This is a genomic window from Pseudomonas sp. NPDC087614 (genome assembly GCF_044743485.1).
GTDB classification, from domain to species: Bacteria; Pseudomonadota; Gammaproteobacteria; order Pseudomonadales; family Pseudomonadaceae; genus Aquipseudomonas; species Aquipseudomonas baetica_A.
On record NZ_JBIUWN010000086.1, the window covers coordinates 1 to 21519 of the forward strand.

The following is a 21519-nucleotide window of genomic DNA, read 5'->3' on the forward strand; positions in this document are numbered from 1 at the left end:
CAGGTGAATAGTACGGCACGACCAGTCTCTTTCCGCCCCCGATATGCTTTTTTTGGAAAAACCGGAGAGGCGACAACTATCCTGACACCGGGGGGTAGAGGTACACTTTTTCGACTTTGGCGTCGGGTCGCATCATGGTGGGGCTGGCTCCGGAGAAAAACGGGAGCACAGCATCCGGCGTCAGGGGAACGCTTTGAATGTGTAGTTCATGGAGCGGTTACGATGCTCCGCGTAATCCAGCAGGGTCTGCCGATCAATCTGCCGTGCGTCATTAATTCCCGGGCCATCCTCCGACCGACACCAGCGTACAAACGCCAGCCAACGATCACTGTGTGCTTTGACCGTCCCGTAATGCCCGCCGCCAAACAGATCGCGTAGCGCCTGTGGCCCGGCATAACTCAGTTGCCGGCCATAGCCAAAATTGCGCCCGTCACGTTTACCTACCAGTGCCATGATCAAATTCCTGTCGAAGCCAAATCTTTGAAGCTTTCCCCACGTCATCCCGCCAAGAATGTTGAGTGTTATCAGGGATCAAGGCCCCTGCGACCTGTGAGGGTTGTCCACTAACGCGGGACTGGCGGCTCTTTACGACCGGGAGCTTGGGCATCTCATGATCTGGCCTCCTGAACACCGATACCGGTGGGCGGGTGGAGACTGCATTGGCTGACGAGGCCAATGCCACGAGATCCTGAGTCGGGTGAAGGCAGTGATGCGATGACCGGGGCATGCCTGACTGTCAGTCAGGTGCAGTCCATTCCATGGTCTGCGGCACCATCATCTGCATCGCTGTTGCCGGTGACTTCGGTGTTTGTCACGCCGATTGTCACGAGGGGAAATGCCGCAAAGCCTTGTACGAGTTGGGCTGCAGCAGCGGTAGGAGCGCCCGTCTCTTTCCGGAAGAAAGAGACGGGCGCAGGTTGGCGCAATGAAATGGCCAAGCGGATAGGTTGCTGCAGGGCAGCTATGAAAGAGGATGAGTTGCCGCAGTGGGCACGCTGGTAAAAGTAGGCATCCATCACATCGCTGTGACCGTGCGAGCCGCCGGATGCTAATCGCCTATTGGACAGCCATCAAGGACTGTATCGCTTGAGGGGGCTACTTCGGTTGCGTTCATTGGCAACCTTTTCTATGCGGTATTAGCAGCTATTTCAGCTGTATTGTTGTTCATAAAGAGCAATGAGATGGCTACGATTGGTGTCATCGATTGGCCAAGGCGCATGAATCTCGACCAGGTCAAATTCCATTTGTTCAGATTTGGCTAGCTCAACGATTTCTTCGTCTGAAAGCTCTGCATATTCGGGCCATTGGTCGATGAGTTTCCGCGCATTTGCTACGGTATTTTCCTCAGTCTCGCCAACGAAGAGCTCTTCGATTTGAGTCATCCCGTAGGTAATCATGTAGAAGCTCATTGGTTCTCCAGCGGTAACGGTCCAGTGGGTAGAAAGTAGTCATTTCCCTGTTCTGAAGTTCAGAATCAGGGCGCGGGTTACCTTTTACCGACAATTCCAGGTGGTTAGAAGCGTTGGCCTAAAACGCGAAACATCTGGAAAACAAAAAAGGCCCACCTTTCGGTGAGCCTCTCTCGGTGTTGCGTATGGTGCCGGCACCAGACGAACGGTATGTTTCGGCGAGAGTAGGTTTTTCGGGCATCTGGAGTTCGCTGGAAAATTCGGCGTACCCCAACTAGTAACTATAAATAAATCAGCTAGTTATGGCATTCAGTGGAATCGAATCCGGATTCAGCAACTTTCGGGACATTTGTGCAATTTGTACGCAAGTCGTTCAACGTCGACTATGTAAATCAAGTTTTCTAACTTCTATGGCGTCCGAGGCTCCACCGGCTTCCCATGAAGGGGGGCGTGTTCTTCTGCCCCGAGATGGCCAAATCGCTGTGTAACCCGCCTTCCTCGCTAATGAAGGAAGTGTCGCTACGCTTGCTCCAGTGTCGAACGTTACTTGGAGTGATGATGGCCTTATGCCGTTCATGACTAACGTTCAGCATTTTCATACGTTATGCTGTCAAAAAATTTGGTACGGCGGGGATATGACGGAGGCTCAGATCAAGGAAGCGATCTCGAAGGAATTTCTTCGAATCCTCGCTAACGGGCACGGATTTAAGGTTACGGAGCCCCCGCTTGACCATGGAGTAGACATGGTTGTCTGCCCTGTTACAGTGCGGCGCACTCCCCAGGGGGGGATGCGTTATCTTGACTCCCCCTACAAGCTAGATTTTCAGCTCAAGGCAACTACATCTGCTGGAGTCACGGACGATGGCGATCAGATCAGGTTTGATCTCGAATCCAAGACCTACAATGATCTCGTCGCCCGACGACCTCAGTTTTTGCCTATGCACCTAATCCTCGTAGTGCTCGATTCAGCCCCACCGGACTGTATAGCTATAGACGAGTTCCAATTGTCTGTTGCTGGAAGCGCATACTGGTACCTACCAGATGAGGGGGTTACTGAGACCGAGAACACGCACCAAATTAGGATTTCGATTCCGAAGGCCAATCGTCTTGGGCTCGGTTTCGTCCGATCTTGCTACGAACAGCTGGGGATAGAGGTATGAGTCATAGATCTGAAGACCTGTCTATCCTCGCCGAAAAGCTCCAGACTTTTCTCACCGCCTCAGGATGGGTAGAAGGGCGCCAAGCCAAGGGACTTCGTTTTTTTTATCCACCGGCTGCCCTTGGGATCGAGGGGAAGTATTCCATCGCGCTACCCGATGACTCATCCAAGCCTGGTGTTGATACTCTTTTGCATGCAGCTGCTGACTCTCTACTGGATTTGTATGGTTACAGCCGCTTCGGCGAAATGGTTGAGAGCGCCGCTTCAAATGCAGATTCAAGTCCTGCTCGTATCTCAACACGATTCGTGGATTCGTCTACTCGGTGGGGTGCGATGCCGCTTTTGGCGTTTGGGGAGTTTTTGAATCATATGGGAGCAGGGTTATATGAAGGCGCCAAATTTAAGCTGGGTGGGGATAATAACTCTAATCGAGTAACAGCCAATACTTTCGCAAACGAATGTCTTTTGCTTCAAACTAAAGTCGGTAGTTTCATTGCTAGCATCGAGGTGCCGCGAACAACGCTCCGGCAGGCAGATTTATTCGGGCACGAGGCGATTGACTCGAATAAAGTTTGTTCGTCATTATTTTCGGCTATTGAATTCCTGAATGCTCGAGTACTCAACGATACAGAGTCCTTATACACCGAAGAGTCACTGGCGGATGCCATTTCACTATTTGATGTGGAACTGTTGGAAGCCTTATCGAAGATGATTTTAGGGCCTGGTATGGATACCATTGAGTTTTCTTTAGAAACAGGAGCTTCTATACGGACCTCTTCTACCGGTTGGATCACCGAAGATAAGATTACACGGTTAAAGGACTATGTCGCCTTTATCAAGAAGCACTTCCGGGGGGAAGATAATATAACGGTGACTGGCTCCATAGTCGAGCTTCGCTCGCGCGATCCTGAAGGTAATAGGAACTATATTCGGGTAGTCACAGACTTCCAGGGAGAACGAACTTTTATGTCTGCGATATTGACTAATGAACAGTATCAACGTGCTGTAGATGCCCACCGTACCAAGCGATCGGTGACCATTCGCGGTAACGGAATGCGATTGAAAACTCAGATTCGCATTACGAATGTAGCGGATTTTACTGCATAGCGGTTAAGCTGAGGCTGTGCTGACTTCAAAAATTTAGCCGCAAGCCGTTATATGTTATGCCTCTGGTAATCTATTTATAATTAATCATTACATTTAAAAATATTATATTTGGTGAGATAGATGCCTGTACCAGTGAATACGCAATTGGCGGCGCTGCCGGCGATGCTTCCAGCGATGATCGCGGCGTACAACACACCGAACTCACGTACTGCTAACTATAATATTACATATGGAAACTTTATAGTTGGCAGAACACAAGGGATTGCTACCCATGGAAACCTCGCAAACTGGATTAAAAATGGGAGCGCCGCTGCGGAAATTCATAATCTACTGACCGCCTTTGGCATGAGCGCACAACGTTCGATTCTCGTCACTCTTCCAGTGCTACATGGGGTTCTAAATGGACTTCCTGCTGGGATCCTAAACTGGATACAAAATATCTCACTTCCACTGCCAACATCGCCTTGCACCATTATCAACTCCTCGACACATTCTACTTTATCAGTGGAGTTGCAGGACCTCTTTAACGTATTGGCCGCGCCGGGCTCAGTGACCTTGAGTGGCGGCTTTGTTGCAGCGAGCAAGACATTACATTGCTTGTTTCCAGATTTGGCCCCTATGATTGATGGGAGACACTCCGGGCTCTCGTACTTTCACATATCCCGAGCTACATATTTACCTCCACTCGGTTTGCGTACGTGGGACCAATGGAATGGCACTTTGCTTCTTGGCATACCAAATCCGAGCCCGCGGGGAGCCGGGCGAGCAAATTGGGACTCTGCAAGATTCGTTGCGGCTATAGGTATTAATCAGCATATTTATGAGATTTGGCGAAGTAACAACCATAATCCAAATCTGTGGGATTTTCTGGCACTAGACTCTACGCGTGGGACGACCGGAATACCACGAATCGTGGACAAATTACTGTGGTAACGGGCTAACTATTCATTACAGATGAGTTCTACGCTGAGTAGGTGGTAAAACTTATTGCCGGTCATTAGCGAAAGACTTTTTGGGAGGTCTGATTCGTTTCACGCTGGCTGCAGCGGTTCGACGTTCGAAACCTGATCTTGCTCGTTATTTCGGCGGTACAATTAACCTCGCAGGGTGGGCGAACCAAATAACAAAAACAACAAGGCCGGGATCATCCTGGCCTTGTCGCTATTAAAATATTCGCTTTTTTTAATACCCTCGACGAATCTTCGTCTTGAGTTCCGAGTGAAATTTGTCAGCGTTGCTCTTGTTTGTTTTATGGAGTGATTCGCTGCCCGTGATCGATTCAAGGCTTATCGAGCGTTCGGAGTTGAGTTCGCTTTTATAGGATTCGATGAATAAGTCGATATCTGTGGCCTTGGTCATTTTTGGCCACTTTTCAAGGTACTCGGGAAGCTCAGTTCCTCCAGTTTTGAAGGAGCAGATTCGTCGATTGCTGATTGTAGCCTCACCAATTTCAAATGGCACCCACCACGACAGTGCGGTTCTCTCCGAAACGACGGCGAGCAAATGTGTGCATTGGGTGATGTTACGGGTAATAACAGCTGTGATGTCTTCGGTGGATTGAGATTCAGCATCCAATACGTCTAAGTAGGTATTGATGTTTGCTTTTTTCAGTCGACTATTTATTTCTATGGCTTGGTCACGGTCGGTGTGGCGGTAGCTGATAAATACAGGCATCAGAAATGTCCTTTGATTGCAAGTTCTCGGTAATAGGCTCCTAGGGCAGTAAGACGACAGCCGGTGGAGTTGATTGCGGCGTAATACATGTGCTCAGCGCTCACTGGCTCTATCAAGCTGTGGCGATTACACTTTTGCAACTGAGCGAAGACGTCGCCTTTGTCAGAGTCGAACACTGCGGTTTCAGTAGGTTCGTAACTAGGGTCTAAGGGAAACTCAAAGCTTGCATCGGGAAACCAGTCGGGTAGTTTGCGCAGTATTTCCTCGGAAATTAGAGGTGCGACTTCTCGCAACGCAATAAATTGCGATACGTTGGTTTTGAAGACGGGCCGCTGTTCCCAAGCTCCAAGTGCATTGTCGACAAACGAGTAGACGCTACCAGGTGTGACCTTGCCGAGAACGTTAGCAGCTCCCCCGTGTAACGCCTGCAGAAGTAGGCCGGTGAATACGCCATGGCTGTTTTTCTCCAGCGCAGGCTCTGTTTTTTTGCAGGCTGTGAGGATAGTGATTCCTTCGCTCAACATGCTAGCTCCGCCCCTTAGAGCGCGACTATCTCCTGCACCACCGGCCTCGCAACAGTCCAGTATGATTATTTTGTTTTCAATCTGCGTGGCATCATGTGCCCACTTCAAAATGTCGCTGACTCGTAGACCGTCACCTCCTATTTTGTAGTCCTGCGGTATAAGCATCCCCTCATCAATATCCGTATCAAATTGACCATGCCCGGCGAAATACAATAACGCGACATCGCATTTTCCAGAAAATAGACTACGAATATTGTCTTTGAGTAACGTCAGACTCACGTCTTCTTCAGCCGAGGTCAAAATTTTATTGCTGAAGTTTGGTCGCCCACTGGAATGACGCTCCAGTACAGAAGCCATCGCCATGGCATCGTTGTTACAGCCGCTGAGTTTGGAAACATGGCTGTAGTTATTTATTCCGACAAACAGGCCTTTACGCATAGCTCGCCCTCCTTGTGCGTACAAATGGAATCTAAAGTAACCTAAGCTATCGATAGCTTATTAAAGGTCGCTTTACAAACCTAGAAGCAGCTTCTCTTAGAAGAAAGTTTATTTTGCGAGATTAGTGCCAAATGGTATTAAGATATTGGATGCTTCATCAAAGTCGCTAGTAATGGTTAGCTGTGACTTTGGGATCATCATCTGCGTGGTAATCATTTTTACTAGGTTGTCGTATCTGATTGGGTGAGCAGTAATATCTTCGTAGCTTTTGTTGAAAGTGAGATTAATGATATTGGTGCCTTCGAAAAAAATCCCAGTGATCAGTTGTTCACCTGAGTCGAGCTGCTTCGATTTAATGTCGATGCTGATCTGTCTGGGCTTTCCAGGTATGACATAAAATCGATTTTGGTACGTAATTAGCACGTCTGATATAAGCTCAAAGCTAGAGGCAAGAGACTCAATTTTTCGCAACTCAAAAAGCTGATCGAACTTTGATGTCTTAAATGCTTCTCTGATCTCACCTTTTGAATTGAAAAACACTTCAAATAGCATCCCGTCCAATATGGCTTTTCTGTTTTCCTGGGAAAGTTCCGAAGTTTTGTTATTAAAATCAACTATGTAATTGATTGCGTCGTTCGCCGAGCCACATGCGGCTTGATAGATGTTTCTGCCCAAAACGAACAGCGTGTTTATATCCGATGATTCAAGCCTTTCCTTAGTGAGCTTGGCAATGGCAGGATTTTGAGTATACCAATTCCTGGATTTTAAGTCGCGAATACATTCGGCAATTAATGTTCCAGCCTGAGGAGTGAACGTTGAGTCCGCGATAGCTGCTGCGCTATAGATTGTAAGTCGTCGCCCAGCGCTAATGTTAAAGAAAAAATCACCAGAAAGGGAAGTGTGCTCCCATGATGTCTGTTTGTTGGTCGTGGTGACGCTTAGCGTATTTCGAACTCGTTTGAAAAGATCTTCAACGGAAATATCTAGGGTGTTGATGTGCTTAAGGAGCGCCTCGGTGTAACTCCCATTACGATTTGGACCGTCTGCCGCCACTTCGCCTGGCGACGTGGCAAATGCGATCAGCGTTCCTTTCGGAGTATATACCGAGGCCAGCCCAGACAATTCAGGCCCACGATTCCAAGCTCGCACAAAAGGGTTGTTGCGACATGCATCCAAAATTATAAAATTTGTTGGATTTGAACAGTCATCCATAACTTCTATAAGCCGATTCAAAGCAAACGATGTGTGTTTTACTGAAATTTCATCCGAGAAGCTTGTATCGGTAGTAATTAGGTAGTTTTCGCCTTTTATCTGAATGCCGTGACCTGCAAAATAAAATAGCCCTACATCATTACTATTAAGATTATCCTTAAAGTTTTGTATGGATCTATCTATATCTTCAGCTGTGCAATCGGTCTTTAATATTACTGAAAAATCCAGAGTTTCAAGTGCTGAGGCCATATCGATGGCGTCATGCGTAGCGTTAGCTAAAGCTCCACCGTTAGGGTAGTTTGAAATTCCAATTACAAGTGCCGTCAAACGCCGTTTCATCCAGATTCTTCCTTGATTGGGTGGAGCCGCTCTGCGAAATGCTACTATTTTGACATCATTGTGTACAACGAATTGATAAGCTCATCCGCTTCACGTGTTCGTGATTTTGACCTTATGGCACTGAGCAGTGGACACTGTTGCGCCGCATTCCCAGCGTCTTACCCGGGCTCGGTACTTTCACATACAGATCACCGTGAAGCGTGGCCATGGTCCGACTCACACGGGATAACCGGTTTTGCGCAGTGGATGCCGATAGCACCTTGTTCAACTAGCTGGCGCAGATGCTCGGCGAAGTCCAACAACGTCTGCCGATCAATCTGTCGCGCATCGTTGGCGCCTGGCCCATCCTCCGACCGACACCAGGGTACAAACGCCTCCCAGCGGTCACTGTACGTCTTGACCGTGCCGTAATGTCCGCCGCCAAATAGACCTTTCAGCGCTTGCGGCCCGGCATAGCTCAGTTGTCGACCATAGCTAAAATTGCCGCCATCTCGCCTGTCGACCAATGCCATGATCCAACTCCTCTCGTTAAAGCCTTTCCCCCACGTTATCCCGCCAAGAATGCTGAGTGTTATCAGGGATCAAGGCCCCTGCGACCTGTGAGGGTTGTCCGCTAACGCTGGACTGGTGGTTCCTTACGACCGGTTGAATCCACAGCTAAAAGCCGTAATTCAATGTGCGTACGAAAACAGGGACTAATCAGATTGCGCACGAGACAGGTGCCGCTAGCAAAATTTGTTGGAGTCAGGTATTACGAGAAACCCGCATGATGCCGGATCAAGGGATGGAGCAGATATGCCTATTTTTGTAAGCTACTCACACGTAGATAAAGAAAAAGTAGATTTAATAGCAGGGCACCTGCTCAGGAAACGAACAAACGTGTGGATCGACAGGTGGGAGCTCAAGGCTGGCGATTCGATAATTAGCAGAGTTCAAGAAGCAATCGAGGGGGCAAGTGCTCTTTTGATAATTTTGTCTAAAGCATCAGTTGAGTCAGAGTGGTGCAAAAGAGAACTAACGGCAGGTTTGTTTAGGGAGCTCGATGAGAAGCGTGTAGTAACGATTCCTGTTCTTTTAGATGATTGCAAGATACCCTTATTTTTGCGCGACAAGCTACATGCGGACTTTAGAGCTGACTTCGACTCGGGAATGTATGCGCTTCTTGAGTCTGTAGCTCAACACTCCAATCCCGACCAAAGTCGATTGGAGGATGCTGAAGGTTTCTTAGATTGGTCTTGTGATTACGGCGTCCTGAATGGAAAATACTTCGTTAATTATTATTTGATGCAAAGTTCGGAACACTTGGAAATGTCGTTTATCACTGAAATTCAATGCATATATAACGAGATCTCTACCCGTCGTCAAATGCGCTACGTAGATGCAGATGTGGGTTGGATGGGGCGTACAACAAATGCAATTATGTTGCTGGACTTCGCTGAAAAAGCAGAGAGTGAAATGTTTTTGATTCTCGACAGCCCTGCACCTCAAACCAAAAATTTTACATTCTCAGATGCCAAAACAGGTGCGAGCACGGAGGTCTTAGTCAAGTCTCGCAAAATGGGGAACGATAACGGTAAAGATCAGCTTATCAATATCACTGACTATTTTAGACGCATCTTTAGCTATGTCGCCCAAACAGAAAAAAAACCTACAAAAGAAGAACTGGAGAAATTTAAGTCTATCCAAGTTACTCCGATTTAACCTTGCTCTTGGGTCATATGGCGGGGTACTCATGACGCTTTAAACGTCACGCCTCAACGATCGATGAACCGCAGTCGACAATGACGGTTCGACTCGTAGCGTAGCTAAAGTGCGCTGATTCAGTTGCGCTCTAGGTTGCAATCTCTGAACCTTCTGTTTTGACCAATTGCATCATCCCACGCAGGATGAGCGTTATTGCTTGGTCGATGTGCGGGGTATATGCGAGCGTTGCATTTTCCTCGTCGGTCAATCCGTTGTTAAGGTTCGCAGCAGTGAACGCTGCGAACTCAGGGCGATGAGCCCATGCAGGATTGGATGTGGGGCGAGGTTGTATTAGACCTAAGGTCTCGGCGATATCGCGAGTGCACCCTCCAAAACCACCGATCAGGAAAATCGCCTTGCCAGCCTTCAACGAAAGAAGCGCCTCTTCGGCAATACCCGGCATGGTCCCCTTGTAGTCCTCTACCCGACCACCAACAACGATTCTTGCGTCGGAGTCCGACATCATGGTGATACGCATAGACGTAAGCCCATCTGCCCACTCTTGCTCTGTGGGTACTTGAGACGGAAGGCCGCGACGCTCCTCAATGGGTAGCCCGCTACCGTCAATTCGAAGGCAAGCGAGTTCAGCAGAATCTTCAACTTCAGCGATTTGCGTTTCCAGTTCGGCAACTGGTTGAAGGATGTGGACTGGCCAAGCGAGATAGTTCGTGACTCCGGTACGGCTATCGCCCTCGTCAGCGTCTCGACGATGCCGGGCAACAAGTTCGAATAGTAGGTCGCTGAATCCATGCTGTCGTAGATCCCCTCCATAGATCAGCCTCGCCCCGAGCGCGAGCAAATGACGAGCTATTTCGGCCATGGCATCTCGCAGATGTTCGTCACCCAGGCCTAAGGCGGGCATGTCTGGGCTTTCCGAAATGGAGATCGCAATGGTCTTCTGCCCAAGAACCTCTTGGTAGCTCATCGCACAGCCCCCGCTTTCCATTCCGTCAGGCTTCGTAGCTGAACCCGTGGAGATATCTCTGCGAACAGCCGCTCTTCTTCTGCACTGAGTGGTGGATCCGGATAAACAATCATCGGATTTGTTACATCCGCCTCGGATGGCAGGCTCGCAAGTGAAATAAGCTCTGGTGGTCTGGGCACGAAAATGACTGCGGGATCGAGGTGTTCGTCCGCTAGCTCAAGCGCAATACGGCAACGCCATAGGAAGTTTTTCAGAACCTCGTCAAGCAGCCGGGCAATTACGAAGTCAATGCGATCGGCACCGCCTGGTTCCAGTCGGACCACCGGGACGTTGCCCATATAGGGGAAGCCGCGCTCGTCGATGTCGCTAATGCTATTGGCTACAACAAGAGGTACGTGCCAGCGCTTTGCCTCAATAATTTCTTTGCGACACCATTCACGTGACGAGTACGAATCAGTGTGGATGGCGACCATCGCGCTCACGCGTACCTTGTGGAGCAGTACTTTCTGAAAATGAAGGCCTGCTGGAATGTCGTAGACATCGAAGAAGCTGTCCATTCCTGGTGTGTTGTAGAGCCTGCTTCGGATGTTTTGGGCAATCTTCTCGCCATGCTGGTCGTGTTTTGAATGGCTAAGGAATATTTGTACCTTCTTTAGGTAGGCCTCAAGTGCCTCCTCTTCCTCTTCGGGACGCGTGAGGTGCTCCAGGTAATGCCGTAACAAACGGCAAAATGCGTATGTCAATGTAGCAGTCAATCGACGGCCACGTTCGGCAAGTTCCCCCTCCCAGCGCGCCCAAAGCAACGCTTGTTCATCAGTTCCTAGGCGCCCTAGCACACCGTTATCAATTTCGACGGGAAAGACCCTCGTTCCTAACCCTGCTTCCTCAGTACGATTACAGAGTTCTTGGACATAATCGGTCCAAGCAACATCGCCGACGAGGTTGTTGTCTGCGAGGACTACAATGGCCGCAGTGTTCGAATCCGCGAGGTCAATCGGCAGAGGTTGGCTGGATTCCGGTGCCACAACATATCGGTAAATAACGCTGAGCCCAGTACCTCCCGCGATATTCTCGTACAGCTTTCGACGAAAATGTTGTCGAAGGATCTCAGCAATGACAGGGCCGTCGGCAAAAGTCGGGTGCCAGACGACATACACCACCAGGAAAGGACGGGTCGATTCAGTCATTTGAACTCACCCATTGCGAACACGGCGCGTTCGAGTGTTATCGATGAGCGTAAGACTTCGGTTTTTTGCCTCGGCAATGTAGCCCTCCAGATTCGCCGTGCTGGCCGTAATCTGTGCCCATGTAAGCCACGATGCGAAGCCGGACCGGATATTGTCGTGAAGCCGATCAGGGACAATGACATGCTGATTGTCCGTAGTCATTCGAGCGGTCGGCAAACGCACACCAATAAGGGCGTGTTTTTTTTCCAGCGTTGCCGCGATTTCCCAATCGATGTACTTCCGCTTTGGGCTTTCTGCCCCAACGAGCACAATTGTACAAGAGGTGCCGGTGATATGATTTTCCCGAATACGGCGCATCACGTAATTGACGTCATCGCTATCGATGCTGCGTTCAAGGGAGTTGTCGTAAATAACGTCGTAGGTATCGTGAAACGCGTTTGAAAAAGCGTTGTAGTAGGCCTGATCACCGTGGTGATGGTAACTGACGAATACTTTGTGTTTCACCGGTGCACCGAAAATCCCATAACTCATTAGCTTTCCTTGGCAATTGCCGTCGATGGTGAAATGCGATTTCGCACGTTATTCCCCCGTGTTCAGGTTGTCCAGCATGAGAGCTTATGTCGTTTCTGCGCAGGTGCTGCCGCTGTTATTGTCATTTTCCCCCCGCTTGGCAACGGTCAGTCTGAATCGCCCTTAATTTCCTAAACGTATTTGGCTGGCTGCTTTTGGCCGTTTTCTGACTTCGTTTAGCGGTTGAACTGCCAGGGTTTTCCTAAGCGATAAGTAAGTAAATGCATGGTCAGCAAATAGTAATAGCGCGTCGATTCAGTGTGCTGGTTTAGGTGGCGATTCAAAAACCACGCAAGGTGTTTTCTCTGCCAAGTCCATGGATTGTCGCGTTGCCAGCGATCAGCGATTGCTGCTTGGATAGTCTTTGCCTGACGAAGGTGGCGTTGGCGTGTGGTATGCGACCCGGTCAGGACACCTGATAGGAACAGCTCCATATCGAATGCCGTGCTCATGCTCGACCACCAATGTAAGCCGACACCACGTCGATACGGCCGTGTCCGAGTTCATAGCTGATTTGCACTCGGGCCTTCTGATCGAGGCGTCGGTCGAGTTGGTGGCAATGGCCATTGTTGATAGGCGCGGGATGCTGTGTGATTTGCTCATAGCGTTCGCATGCAAAGGCCGCCCGTAATTCATGAAAGCCTTTGAGGTTGTGCTTATGGAGGAGGTCTCGTGCGGCGCGGACGATTTCCCGTTGGAAATCGAAGTAGCTTTCGTTTGGCGCAAGCAGGTTGTGGCTACCGTCGAGTGAGACCTGTTCCGCAAACCTCAGCGCTTCGCGAATATGATCATCCACCGCAATCCAGCGAGGTGCCGAGGCACCTGAGCGGCCACCTTTGGTGCCGTCCTGGATATTGATCTTGCCGAATTGTTCAGCTTCACGCTTTAGGCGCGGAAGGTTGGCCAAAATGGTCTCGCGCAATCGCATGCCAGTGGCTCGCGCCAACTGCACGATGGCCGCGGGGCGCGACATTTGGTGTTCGCAGAGCGCGTCGACGATCTGCTTCACGTGTTCGGGGTCTTGGCCTTGCGGCACCGATTGACGAACACTGGTGCGCTGCATTCCCAACGCCTTACTCGGGCTCGGCACTTTCACATACTGATCACCGCGAAGCGCGGCCATGGTCCGATTCACACTGGACAACCGGTTTTGCGCAGTGGCGATGGCCAGCTCACCTTGTTCAACTTGTTGGCGCAGATGTCCGGCGTAGTCCAGCAAGGTCTGGCAATTAATCTGACGCGCATTGTTAAACCCCGGCCCTTCCTCCGACCGACACCAGCGTACAAACGCCTGCCAGCGATCACTGTGAGCCTTGACCGTGCCGTAATGCCCGCCGCCGAATAGATCGCGCAACGCCTGCGGTCCGGCATAGTTCAGTTGCCGGCCATAGCCAAAATTGCGCCCATCACGTTTACCTACCAGTGCCATGATCAAACTCCTCTCGAAGCCAAAACTTTTAAAACTTTCCCCACGTCATCCCGCCAAGAATGTTGAGTGTTATCAGGGATCAAGGCCCCTGCGACCTGTGAGGGTTGTCCACTAACGCGGGACTGACGACTCCTTACGACCGGGAGTTTGGGCATCTCATGATCTGGCCTCCTGAACACTTCCGAAGAAGTGGGCGGGTGGAAGCTGCATTGGCTGACGAGACCGACGCCGCGAGATCCTGAGTCGGGTGAAGGCAGTGACGCGATGACCGGGGCATGCCTGACTGTCAGTCAGGTGCGGTCCATTCCGTGGGCTGCGGCACCATCATCTGCATCGCTGTTGCTGGTGACTTCGGTGTTTGTCACGCCGATTGTCACTAGGGGGAATGCCGCAAAGCCTTTTACGAGTTGGGCTGCAGCAGCGGTTGGAGCGCCCGTCTCTTTCCGGGAGAAAGAGACGGGCGCAGGTTGGCGCAGTGAAATGGCCAAGCGGAAAGGTTGCTGCAGGGCAGCTGGGTAGGGGATGTATTTGCCGCAATGGCAACGTTCTGAAGTAGGCATCCATCACTCGGTGAGTGACCGTGCGAGCCGCCGGACGCTAATCGCACTTTGGGAGAACCACCACAATGTGGCGTAGCCTTAAAGGTTCTGGCTACCTGGGTTGCTGTCAACGACAGCGCTTGCCCGATCTTTTCTACGCCTGTGGATAATTTGGGTCAAGGCTCGAATTTTCGGGAACTCTGCGGCTGTGGATGAAATTATCCACCGGTGGAAATCCGTGGTTTTCCACAGACAGTTGCGTGGGCTTTAGATTTTATAAGTGAGGTCCATCCAAGCAGGGCGGCTTTGCAGCCCCGCTTGGATGGACCCGCGTGGAAGGGCGGACTGCGGTGATCTCATTGGCTTACCCACGTTTGGATGCGCCACGGCTATTTTGTAGGGCGGTGATGTTGTCGCCGACGGGGTGAGCGAATTCGTGGGGCGTCACATGCCCATGGCGGTTGGCGTCGATGTAGTTGCTCCACCACGCCATGATCAGCCGGCGCTGCTCCAGAAATTCAGCTTTGTGGATATACGCGGCGCGCACGCGGTTGCGTTCCTTGTGGCTCATTTGTCTTTCGATGGCTGCGTCGGTCCACAACCCGGACTCCAGCAGGGCGCTACAGGCCATGGTCCTGAAGCCGTGGCCGCACACGTCCTTGCTGGTGTCATAGCCGACGTTGCGGAGCATGGTGTTCACCGTGTTCTCGGACATAGGCTTCCAGTACTTGTGGTCGCCCGATAGCACCAACTCTGAAAAGCGACTGAGGCTGCGCAGGCGCTCCAGTATTTCGATGACCTGTGGCGATAGCGGAACCATTTGAATGTCGCCATTCATCTTGGTCCCTCGTGTGGAGTTGCGTACCCCTTCAATCGGTGTGCGCGTATCGGGGATTTCCCACATGGCGCGTTGGAGGTCGAACTCACTCCATCGAGCGAAGCGCAGTTCGCTGGAGCGGACGAAAACATGCAACGTCAACAGGACGGCGAGGCGCGTCAGCTCGCGGCCGTTGTAGTTGTCGATCCGGTGTAGCAGTTCGGGTAGGCGGTTGAGGGAGAGGGCCGGGCGGTGGACTGTGCGCGGGGCGTGAATCGAGCCTGCCAGATCCAGTGCAGGATTCATGGTGATCTGCCGAGCCCTTTTGGCCCCGCGCATGATGGTGGATAAGTAGTTCTGTACCCTTAACGCCACATCCATGGTGCCGCGTTCCTTAATGCGCTGGGTGATCTCTAGCAGGTCGTGGGTATCGAGTTCAGCGATGGGTCGTTGGCCGATTAGCGGGAAGACGTGGGTGCGCAGTCGGCTCATTACGGTTTTCGCGTGGCCTTCGGTCCAGCGGCGGGACATATCAGCGTGCCACTCCAGGGCGACGGTTTCGAAAAGCAGTGCCGCCCGCTGGGCTACGATCTTGGCCTTCTTCTTTTCTTCCATTGGGTCGAGGTTGTCGAGCAGCAGCGCCTTGGCTTCGTCTCGCTTACGTCGTGCGACGGAAAGGGTAACGATGGGGTAATTGCCGATGATGAGCGTACCTTCCTTGCCGCTGGGCTTGGTGTACTTCAAGCGCCAGGTCTTCACGCCATTGGGTTTGACGAAAAGGTACATGCCGCCACCGTCGAACAGTTTGTAGGCGCGCTCGCGGGTTTTGGCCGTGCGGCATTGCAGGTCGCTGAGAGGGATCGCTAGACGTGGCATAGGGGTACGCGCTCCTGACCGGAAAATCGCAGTACCCCTAACATACCCTCGGGGAAGGGGGATTTTGTTGGATCCCGACAGAGGGTTCTGGAACGAAAAAACCCGCCAAAGGGCGGGTTTTCGGGGCTTCCAGAGCATTCAGTAGAATGCAATGGAGCCTAATGTGGTGCCGGCACCAGGAGTCGAACCCGGGACCTACTGATTACAAGTCAGTTGCTCTACCAACTGAGCTATACCGGCGTGTGGGCGACGATTATAGCGACTGGGAAGATCCTGTAAACCCCTGAATTCAGACTATTTTTGCATTCGCTCGAATCAAGCCCTGCGCAGCACATTTCGCAGCGTTTGCACCGCCTTCACTGTGCGGCTGTTTTGCAGGGCCGACAGTTGTGCTTCGGCCTGTTCGGCGCGTTGCAGAGCGTTGGCCAGTTGTTGGGCGGTGTCGAGTTCGCTGGCGCTGATCGGGTGTGCGAAGGCGTGGCCTTTGCACAGTTGGAAGTTGTCGAGGTTGCACGGCGGGATGTCGAAGGCGGGTTTGAGCTTGAGGTATTCGTCGGCGAGGAACCAGGTGTTGAGGCCGTCGAACAGGATCGCTTGATAACCGGCGTCGGTGACCAGCGGTTCCCAGGTGTGGTCGCGTTGCCATGGAGTTTCGATGACGATGATCCAAGGTCGCAAGCGCGTGAAGTCCATGCCGCGCAGGACGCTCTCTTCGTGGCCTTCGACGTCGATTTTCAAAAAGTGGATTGGCCGGTCGGCGGCATATTGTTCGCAGATCGATGTGAGGGTGCGCGACTTTACGGTGAGGTTGCGCACGTCCATGCCCTGATCTTTGTATTGCTGGGCGATCGCCGGGTCGGCGGTGGACAGGCCGGTGTCGGGGATGGCGTAGAAGGTCATTTCGCCGGGCTGATCGCTGGCGATGCATTGCACATTGAGGTCGCGCGGACGCTGCTGGCAGAGGGCGTCGTAGTAGTTCTGCATCGGTTCGACGTTCACGCCTTGCCAGCCGTGATCGTAGAAGGCTTTGGTGACCGAGTCGTGATTCGGGTCGTTGGCACCGACATCGATATAGAAGCCCTGTTCGACTTGCTTGAGAGCACGCCACAAGCGGACGTCTTCGAAATTCTGTGCATAAGAAATGAACGTCACGGTCGCTTCCTGTCGGTTTGATTTGTGCTTGTCGGGACGCGTGCTGGCGGCACGTTGTGGCCTTGTATAGCAAGGCTGACAGGACGCCGCAATGATTCGCGGCTAACGGGGGAATTTCGGCGGTTATGTCGTTTTGATTGGCGGCTTATGCACAACTGGCTGGCCTGAAACCGTGCTTAGGCGGATTTTTGTGGACGCGTTCTCATTTTGTTCGCAAATCCCTGTTTTATCAGTTTTTTATTAATGTGAACAAAAAATGACCAGGGTGGTTAATGCCCCGAAACAGCCGTAATTATTGGATCCGAACGAAATTCATCAACAGAGTTATCCACAGGGCGGCGATGAATTATTCGCGTTCGGCCAATAGCAGCAGGTTCCGAGGGGTGAGGGGTGTTTCGCAGAAACTGCCAAGGCGTACGGCGTAGCCCTGTTCGACGAGGAAGAGTGCCCGATCCAGAGTCAGCCATAGCTCCAGCGGCCGTCGGAATAATCCGCGCAACAACTCCAGGTTGCGAACTTCGGCCAACCGCTGCCAACCGGCAGCTTCCAGTGCCGACCAATCGGGCGTACCGACTGTGGATAACTGTTTGAGAGCGGCCAGATCGCGACAGTAATCGGCGAACGGTTTATCCAGCCAGGCACTGGGTAGCGAAGGTGTCGGCCAATATTCGTCGAGGCCGCGCAATTGCCGTTGCAGCAGGTCGAACGCCAGTCGTCGGGCCATGGAGGTGTCGCGCTGACGTCGCACTCGCGCGCCGGCCGTGACGGTTTCGCTCATTGGCAGGGCCAGATCTTCCTGCGACAGCTGTAGAGCGGATTTCAAACCGGCGCAGGACAATGCCTGATAGGTGGCGCGATTGATCCGGTTGTAACAGCACGGGGCGATGGCCAGTTGTTTGCAGCCGCTGGCGGAGGCGAGTTGCATCAGGCGCACATGCAGATCGCCGCAGGCGTGTAAGGCGACCGGTGTGTGTTGGGCGTTCAACACAGTCGCTGCATCTGCCGCCAACACATCCTGCTCGACATGCAAGGCATGCAGACGATGGCGCTGGCTCAGCGCCTGACCGCTGGCAACCAACGCCGGATCGTACTCAACACACGTCAGTTGTTGCCCTTCACACAACAGGCGTCGACCCAAGTGCCCCTTGCCGGAACACCAGTCGAGCCAATGCGTCGGTTGCGAGGCAAAAGACAGACGACTGGCAAACGCTTCAATCTGCAGCCACTTGCGCCCCGGCACATCGACATTCAAGCGATGGCCCGCAGCTTCCAGCGCATGCCCGGGCAACTCACCGACAGCGCTCAGCTCAGCCGATATCGCCGCCAGTGAGGCAAAAGGCTCCGGCGCATCCACAAGATCAGCAGGTTGGTTGTGTGCGTTTTCCGCATCGTCCAGCGACCGTCCGCGTAGCCACAAGGCCATCTGCGGGTAGGACGCTTCCCAGGCCAGCGAAAGATGCGTGAAAGGTCGAGGTTTCCACAGCGCTTGATGCGTTGTGAGAAACGTATCCAGCGCCGTGAAGCGGGCGAGCAGGTCCTCGCCCGTCAGCACGTGGGAAGTGTCAGCGCCCTTGGCAGGCATCGACGCGCAGCCAGCGCTCCAGCAGCTTGAAGCCGCGCACCAGCACGTAGGACATCAGCAAATAGAACACGCCCGCGGCGAAGAATATCTCCACCGGCAGGTAGGTGCGGGCAATGATCGTGCGGGCCATACCGGTCAATTCCAGCAGGGTCACGGTGCTGGCCAGGGCGCTGGCCTTGAGCATCAGGATCACTTCGTTGCTGTAGGCCGGCAGGCCAATGCGCGCTGCGCGGGGGAGGATGATGTAGAACATCGCCTTGGGTTTGGACATGCCCAAGGCCCGCGCCGCTTCGATTTCGCCCGGTGGAATCGCCTGAATCGCGCCGCGCAGGATCTCGGCGATGTACGCGGCGGTGTGCAGGGTCATGGTGGCGGTGGCGCACCAGAACGGATCGCGCAGGTACGGCCACATCGGGCTGTTACGGACGGCGTCGAACTGCGCCAGCCCGTAGTAGACCAGGAACAACTGAACCAGCAACGGTGTGCCACGGAAAAAGAAGATGTAGGCGTAGGGCAACGCGCGCACGTACCACCGCTTCGAAGATCGGGCGATGCCCAGCGGAATGGCCAGCAGCAGACCGGCGATCACGGCGATGGCCACCAGTTCCAGAGTCAGGGTCGCGCCCTGCGCCAGTTTCGGCAGCCATTTGATGATGACTTCCCAGTTCATTGGGTGCTCCTCGCGAAGCCGCGAGCGGCGCGTTTTTCCAGCAAGTGCATGCCAGTCATTGCCAGCACGGTCAGGCCCAGATACATGAGCGCGGCGACCATATAGAAGGTGAAGGGCTGTTTGGATACGGTCACACCGATCTGCGCGTGACGCATGATTTCTTCCAGGCCGATCACTGACACCAGTGCGGTGTCTTTCATCAGGATCATGAACAGGTTGCCCAGGCCCGGCAGGGCGATGCGCCACATCTGCGGCATGATCAGCCGGGTGAAGATCCGCCATTTCGACAGGCCCAGGGCCACGCCGGCCTCACGGTGACCTTTGGGAATGGCGAGGATCGCGCCACGAAACACTTCCGTGGCGTAGGCGCCGAAACACAGGCCCAGCGCAATCACACCGGCGGCGAAGGCACTGAGTTCCAGGTCGGGATTGCCGAAGAACTCACCGAGGGCGCGCATCAGGTTGACCGTACCGAAGTAGATCAATAGCACCCAGAGCAATTCCGGGACACCACGCACCAGCGTTGAATAAAAGCCGCCAAGCCATTGCAGCGGCTTGTACGGGGAAGTCTTGGCCAAGGCGCCGAGCAGACCGAGCACCAGCCCAAGGCACAGGGCCGAGAGTGCCAGTTTGACGGTCATCAGCGCGCCAGCGGCGAGCGCCGGGCCGAATCCGTAGAGGTCGATAATCATGGATTTCTGTTCAAATCGCGGCAGGCAGGGCCGGGAGCCGACGCCGTCGGATCACGGCGTCAGTCCGGCAGGTCAGGATCAGTAGATGCTGAACGGGAAGTACTTGTCGTTGATCTTCTTGTAGGTACCGTCAGCGACGATTTCCTTCAACGCAGCGTTCAGCTTCTCGCGGATCGGGTCGCCTTTACGCACAGCGATACCGATCTTGTCGCTTTCTTCCACCGGGTCGCCTTTGAATTCGTAGGCTTTGCCGGCTTCGCTTTTCAGCCATTCGTAGTTGACGTATTTGTCAGCGAGGATGCCGTCCAGACGACCGGACGTCAGGTCCAGGTAGGCGTTTTCCTGGGTGTCGTAAAGTTTCAGTTCGACGTCCGGCATGTTGTCTTCCATGAAGGTGCCGGCCAGGGTCGCGCGTTGGGCGCCGATCACTTTGCCTTTCAGAGAGTCTTTGTCGGTCTTGAACTCTTTGTCTTTCGGCGCGATGAATTGCAGTTTGTTGGAGTAGTACGGGTCGGTGAAGTCCACCGCGCCTTTGCGCTCGTCGGTGATCGACATCGAGGAGATCAGGAAGTCGAACTTCTTGGCGTTCAGGGCCGGGATGATGCCGTCCCAGTCGGACGTGACCACGGTGCACTCGACTTTCATCTTCGCGCACAGGGCGTCGCCGATGTCTTTGTCGAAGCCGACCACGTTGCCGCTGGCGTCTTTGTTGTTGAACGGCGGGTAAGCCGCTTCGATGCCCATCTTCAGGGTTTCAGCCATGGCACCGGCGCTGAATGCGAGGGTGACGGCCGCAGCCAGGAAGACCTTTTTATAGTTCTGCATGCATGTTGCTCCGTTAGCGGTTGCTGGACATGAATTGTTTGCAGCGCGCCGAAAGCGGGTTTTCGAACACCTGCTGTGGCGATCCTTGCTCTTCCACCAGGCCCTGGTGAAGGAACACCACTTCGCTGGAGACCTGACGGGCGAAGCCCATTTCGTGGGTCACGAGCAGCATGGTGCGACCTTCTTCGGCCAATGCGCGGATGACACTAAGTACTTCCTGAACCATTTCCGGGTCAAGGGCGGAGGTGGGCTCGTCGAACAGGATCACCTTGGGCTGCATCGCCAGCGTGCGGGCGATGGCCGCGCGTTGTTGCTGACCGCCGGACAATTGCGCCGGGTAGGCGTGGCGCTTGTCGGCGATGCCGACCTTGGCCAGCAGCGCTTCGGCGACTTCGATTGCCTCGGCTTTGCTCTGGCCGAGTACGCGGCGCGGGGCTTCGATGATGTTGTCGAGCACGCTCATGTGCGGCCACAGATTAAAGTTTTGAAACACAAAACCAATCTCTGAGCGCAGGCGGTTGATCTGCTTGCCGTCAGCGGCAACCAGTTCGCCATTCTTGGCGGCCTTGAGCTTGAGTTCTTCTCCGGCCACCAGAATCTGGCCCTGATGCGGGTTTTCCAACAGGTTGATGCAACGCAGGAACGTGGAC

The 21519-nt window shown here is 53.1% G+C and carries 19 protein-coding genes, 1 tRNA gene and 2 pseudogenes; 3 read left to right on the forward strand and 19 right to left on the reverse strand.

Annotated features, from left to right (window positions below; genetic code table 11):
- Positions 1–222: 222 nt before the first annotated feature.
- Positions 223–453 (reverse strand): annotated as a pseudogene (locus tag ACIOWA_RS23765) (integrase); the annotation flags it as partial.
- A gap of 695 nt (positions 454–1148) precedes the next feature.
- The gene (locus ACIOWA_RS23770; protein ID WP_123402631.1) at positions 1149–1409 is read right to left on the reverse strand and encodes a hypothetical protein; all 261 of its coding nucleotides are present in this window, start codon (positions 1407–1409) and stop codon (positions 1149–1151) included.
- Positions 1410–2044: 635 nt separating this feature from the next.
- Here ACIOWA_RS23770 and ACIOWA_RS23775 point away from each other — a divergent pair.
- Together ACIOWA_RS23775 and ACIOWA_RS23780 are read left to right on the forward strand one after the other, a co-directional pair.
- On the forward strand, positions 2045–2569 hold the full coding sequence (locus ACIOWA_RS23775; RefSeq protein ID WP_191650605.1) for a DUF4365 domain-containing protein: 525 nt from the start codon (positions 2045–2047) through the stop codon (positions 2567–2569).
- Positions 2566–3675 carry a hypothetical protein gene (locus tag ACIOWA_RS23780; RefSeq protein ID WP_401162233.1) on the forward strand — a complete coding sequence of 370 codons (1110 nt, stop codon included), beginning with the start codon at positions 2566–2568 and terminating at the stop codon, positions 3673–3675. Before ACIOWA_RS23775 ends, ACIOWA_RS23780 begins: the two co-directional genes overlap by 4 nt.
- A 1182-nt stretch (positions 3676–4857) precedes the next feature.
- Here the strand turns inward: ACIOWA_RS23780 and ACIOWA_RS23785 are convergent.
- From ACIOWA_RS23785 to ACIOWA_RS23800, 4 genes and pseudogenes are all read right to left on the reverse strand, one after another.
- Positions 4858–5349, reverse strand: a complete 492-nt coding sequence (locus ACIOWA_RS23785; protein ID WP_221733181.1) for a toll/interleukin-1 receptor domain-containing protein — start codon at positions 5347–5349, stop codon at positions 4858–4860.
- Positions 5349–6311 (reverse strand): caspase domain-containing protein, encoded by a 963-nt coding sequence (locus ACIOWA_RS23790; RefSeq protein ID WP_401162235.1) that lies wholly within the window; start codon positions 6309–6311, stop codon positions 5349–5351. Before ACIOWA_RS23790 ends, ACIOWA_RS23785 begins: the two co-directional genes overlap by 1 nt.
- Before the next feature lie 108 nt (positions 6312–6419).
- On the reverse strand, positions 6420–7862 hold the full coding sequence (locus ACIOWA_RS23795; protein ID WP_221733180.1) for a caspase family protein: 1443 nt from the start codon (positions 7860–7862) through the stop codon (positions 6420–6422).
- 115 nt (positions 7863–7977) lie between these two features.
- Positions 7978–8374: pseudogene (locus ACIOWA_RS23800) on the reverse strand (integrase); the annotation flags it as partial.
- 283 nt (positions 8375–8657) lie between these two features.
- On the opposite strand from ACIOWA_RS23800, the gene ACIOWA_RS23805 reads away from it, so the two are divergent.
- A complete protein-coding gene (locus tag ACIOWA_RS23805; RefSeq protein WP_401162237.1) occupies positions 8658–9563 on the forward strand; it encodes a toll/interleukin-1 receptor domain-containing protein in 906 nt (301 codons plus the stop codon).
- 130 nt (positions 9564–9693) lie between these two features.
- On the opposite strand, the gene ACIOWA_RS23810 is transcribed toward ACIOWA_RS23805, so the two are convergent.
- The 13 genes from ACIOWA_RS23810 to ACIOWA_RS23870 all read right to left on the reverse strand — a co-directional run.
- Positions 9694–10530: a hypothetical protein gene (locus tag ACIOWA_RS23810; RefSeq protein WP_221733178.1), complete on the reverse strand. Its 837-nt coding sequence runs from the start codon at positions 10528–10530 to the stop codon at positions 9694–9696.
- Positions 10527–11717, reverse strand: coding sequence for a toll/interleukin-1 receptor domain-containing protein (locus tag ACIOWA_RS23815; protein ID WP_221733177.1), 1191 nt, complete (start codon positions 11715–11717; stop codon positions 10527–10529). The genes ACIOWA_RS23810 and ACIOWA_RS23815 overlap by 4 nt, the downstream gene beginning before the upstream one ends.
- Before the next feature lie 6 nt (positions 11718–11723).
- Positions 11724–12248 (reverse strand): TIR domain-containing protein, encoded by a 525-nt coding sequence (locus ACIOWA_RS23820; protein ID WP_221733176.1) that lies wholly within the window; start codon positions 12246–12248, stop codon positions 11724–11726.
- 215 nt (positions 12249–12463) lie between these two features.
- Complete coding sequence (locus ACIOWA_RS23825) at positions 12464–12739, reverse strand: hypothetical protein (protein ID WP_221733175.1); 276 nt, start codon at positions 12737–12739, stop codon at positions 12464–12466.
- Positions 12736–13716, reverse strand: a complete 981-nt coding sequence (locus ACIOWA_RS23830) for an integrase domain-containing protein (protein WP_401162240.1) — start codon at positions 13714–13716, stop codon at positions 12736–12738. The genes ACIOWA_RS23825 and ACIOWA_RS23830 overlap by 4 nt, the downstream gene beginning before the upstream one ends.
- A 903-nt stretch (positions 13717–14619) precedes the next feature.
- Positions 14620–15948 (reverse strand): tyrosine-type recombinase/integrase, encoded by a 1329-nt coding sequence (locus ACIOWA_RS23835; RefSeq protein WP_401162242.1) that lies wholly within the window; start codon positions 15946–15948, stop codon positions 14620–14622.
- A 164-nt stretch (positions 15949–16112) separates the two neighbouring features.
- Positions 16113–16188: transfer RNA gene (locus ACIOWA_RS23840), tRNA-Thr, on the reverse strand.
- Between the two features lie 75 nt (positions 16189–16263).
- Positions 16264–17100, reverse strand: a complete 837-nt coding sequence (locus ACIOWA_RS23845; RefSeq protein ID WP_339433551.1) for an FkbM family methyltransferase — start codon at positions 17098–17100, stop codon at positions 16264–16266.
- A gap of 346 nt (positions 17101–17446) precedes the next feature.
- The gene (locus ACIOWA_RS23850; RefSeq protein WP_401162244.1) at positions 17447–18682 is read right to left on the reverse strand and encodes a methyltransferase; all 1236 of its coding nucleotides are present in this window, start codon (positions 18680–18682) and stop codon (positions 17447–17449) included.
- Positions 18663–19352, reverse strand: coding sequence for an ABC transporter permease (locus ACIOWA_RS23855; protein WP_339433549.1), 690 nt, complete (start codon positions 19350–19352; stop codon positions 18663–18665). The genes ACIOWA_RS23850 and ACIOWA_RS23855 overlap by 20 nt, the downstream gene beginning before the upstream one ends.
- Positions 19349–20044, reverse strand: a complete 696-nt coding sequence (locus ACIOWA_RS23860) for an ABC transporter permease (protein ID WP_221733169.1) — start codon at positions 20042–20044, stop codon at positions 19349–19351. Before ACIOWA_RS23860 ends, ACIOWA_RS23855 begins: the two co-directional genes overlap by 4 nt.
- 78 nt (positions 20045–20122) lie before the next feature.
- Complete coding sequence (locus ACIOWA_RS23865; RefSeq protein WP_339433548.1) at positions 20123–20869, reverse strand: ABC transporter substrate-binding protein; 747 nt, start codon at positions 20867–20869, stop codon at positions 20123–20125.
- 13 nt (positions 20870–20882) lie between these two features.
- Positions 20883–21519 (reverse strand): ATP-binding cassette domain-containing protein (locus ACIOWA_RS23870; RefSeq protein WP_401162247.1); only part of this gene is annotated, 637 nt, incomplete at its 5' end.

Bases quoted from the DNA above. Each gene is read 5' to 3' on its own strand.
- ACIOWA_RS23795 (WP_221733180.1), bottom strand. From the start codon at position 7,862: ATGAAACGGCGTTTGACGGCACTTGTAATTGGAATTTCAAACTACCCT.
- ACIOWA_RS23770 (WP_123402631.1), bottom strand. From the start codon at position 1,409: ATGAGCTTCTACATGATTACCTACGGGATGACTCAAATCGAAGAGCTC.
- ACIOWA_RS23850 (WP_401162244.1), bottom strand. From the start codon at position 18,682: ATGCCTGCCAAGGGCGCTGACACTTCCCACGTGCTGACGGGCGAGGAC.
- ACIOWA_RS23855 (WP_339433549.1), bottom strand. From the start codon at position 19,352: ATGAACTGGGAAGTCATCATCAAATGGCTGCCGAAACTGGCGCAGGGC.
- ACIOWA_RS23775 (WP_191650605.1), top strand. From the start codon at position 2,045: ATGACGGAGGCTCAGATCAAGGAAGCGATCTCGAAGGAATTTCTTCGA.
- ACIOWA_RS23805 (WP_401162237.1), top strand. From the start codon at position 8,658: ATGCCTATTTTTGTAAGCTACTCACACGTAGATAAAGAAAAAGTAGAT.
- ACIOWA_RS23815 (WP_221733177.1), bottom strand. From the start codon at position 11,717: ATGACTGAATCGACCCGTCCTTTCCTGGTGGTGTATGTCGTCTGGCAC.
- ACIOWA_RS23825 (WP_221733175.1), bottom strand. From the start codon at position 12,739: ATGAGCACGGCATTCGATATGGAGCTGTTCCTATCAGGTGTCCTGACC.
- ACIOWA_RS23790 (WP_401162235.1), bottom strand. From the start codon at position 6,311: ATGCGTAAAGGCCTGTTTGTCGGAATAAATAACTACAGCCATGTTTCC.
- ACIOWA_RS23820 (WP_221733176.1), bottom strand. From the start codon at position 12,248: ATGAGTTATGGGATTTTCGGTGCACCGGTGAAACACAAAGTATTCGTC.
- ACIOWA_RS23810 (WP_221733178.1), bottom strand. From the start codon at position 10,530: ATGAGCTACCAAGAGGTTCTTGGGCAGAAGACCATTGCGATCTCCATT.
- ACIOWA_RS23830 (WP_401162240.1), bottom strand. From the start codon at position 13,716: ATGGCACTGGTAGGTAAACGTGATGGGCGCAATTTTGGCTATGGCCGG.
- ACIOWA_RS23860 (WP_221733169.1), bottom strand. From the start codon at position 20,044: ATGATTATCGACCTCTACGGATTCGGCCCGGCGCTCGCCGCTGGCGCG.
- ACIOWA_RS23785 (WP_221733181.1), bottom strand. From the start codon at position 5,349: ATGCCTGTATTTATCAGCTACCGCCACACCGACCGTGACCAAGCCATA.
- ACIOWA_RS23780 (WP_401162233.1), top strand. From the start codon at position 2,566: ATGAGTCATAGATCTGAAGACCTGTCTATCCTCGCCGAAAAGCTCCAG.
- ACIOWA_RS23865 (WP_339433548.1), bottom strand. From the start codon at position 20,869: ATGCAGAACTATAAAAAGGTCTTCCTGGCTGCGGCCGTCACCCTCGCA.
- ACIOWA_RS23835 (WP_401162242.1), bottom strand. From the start codon at position 15,948: ATGCCACGTCTAGCGATCCCTCTCAGCGACCTGCAATGCCGCACGGCC.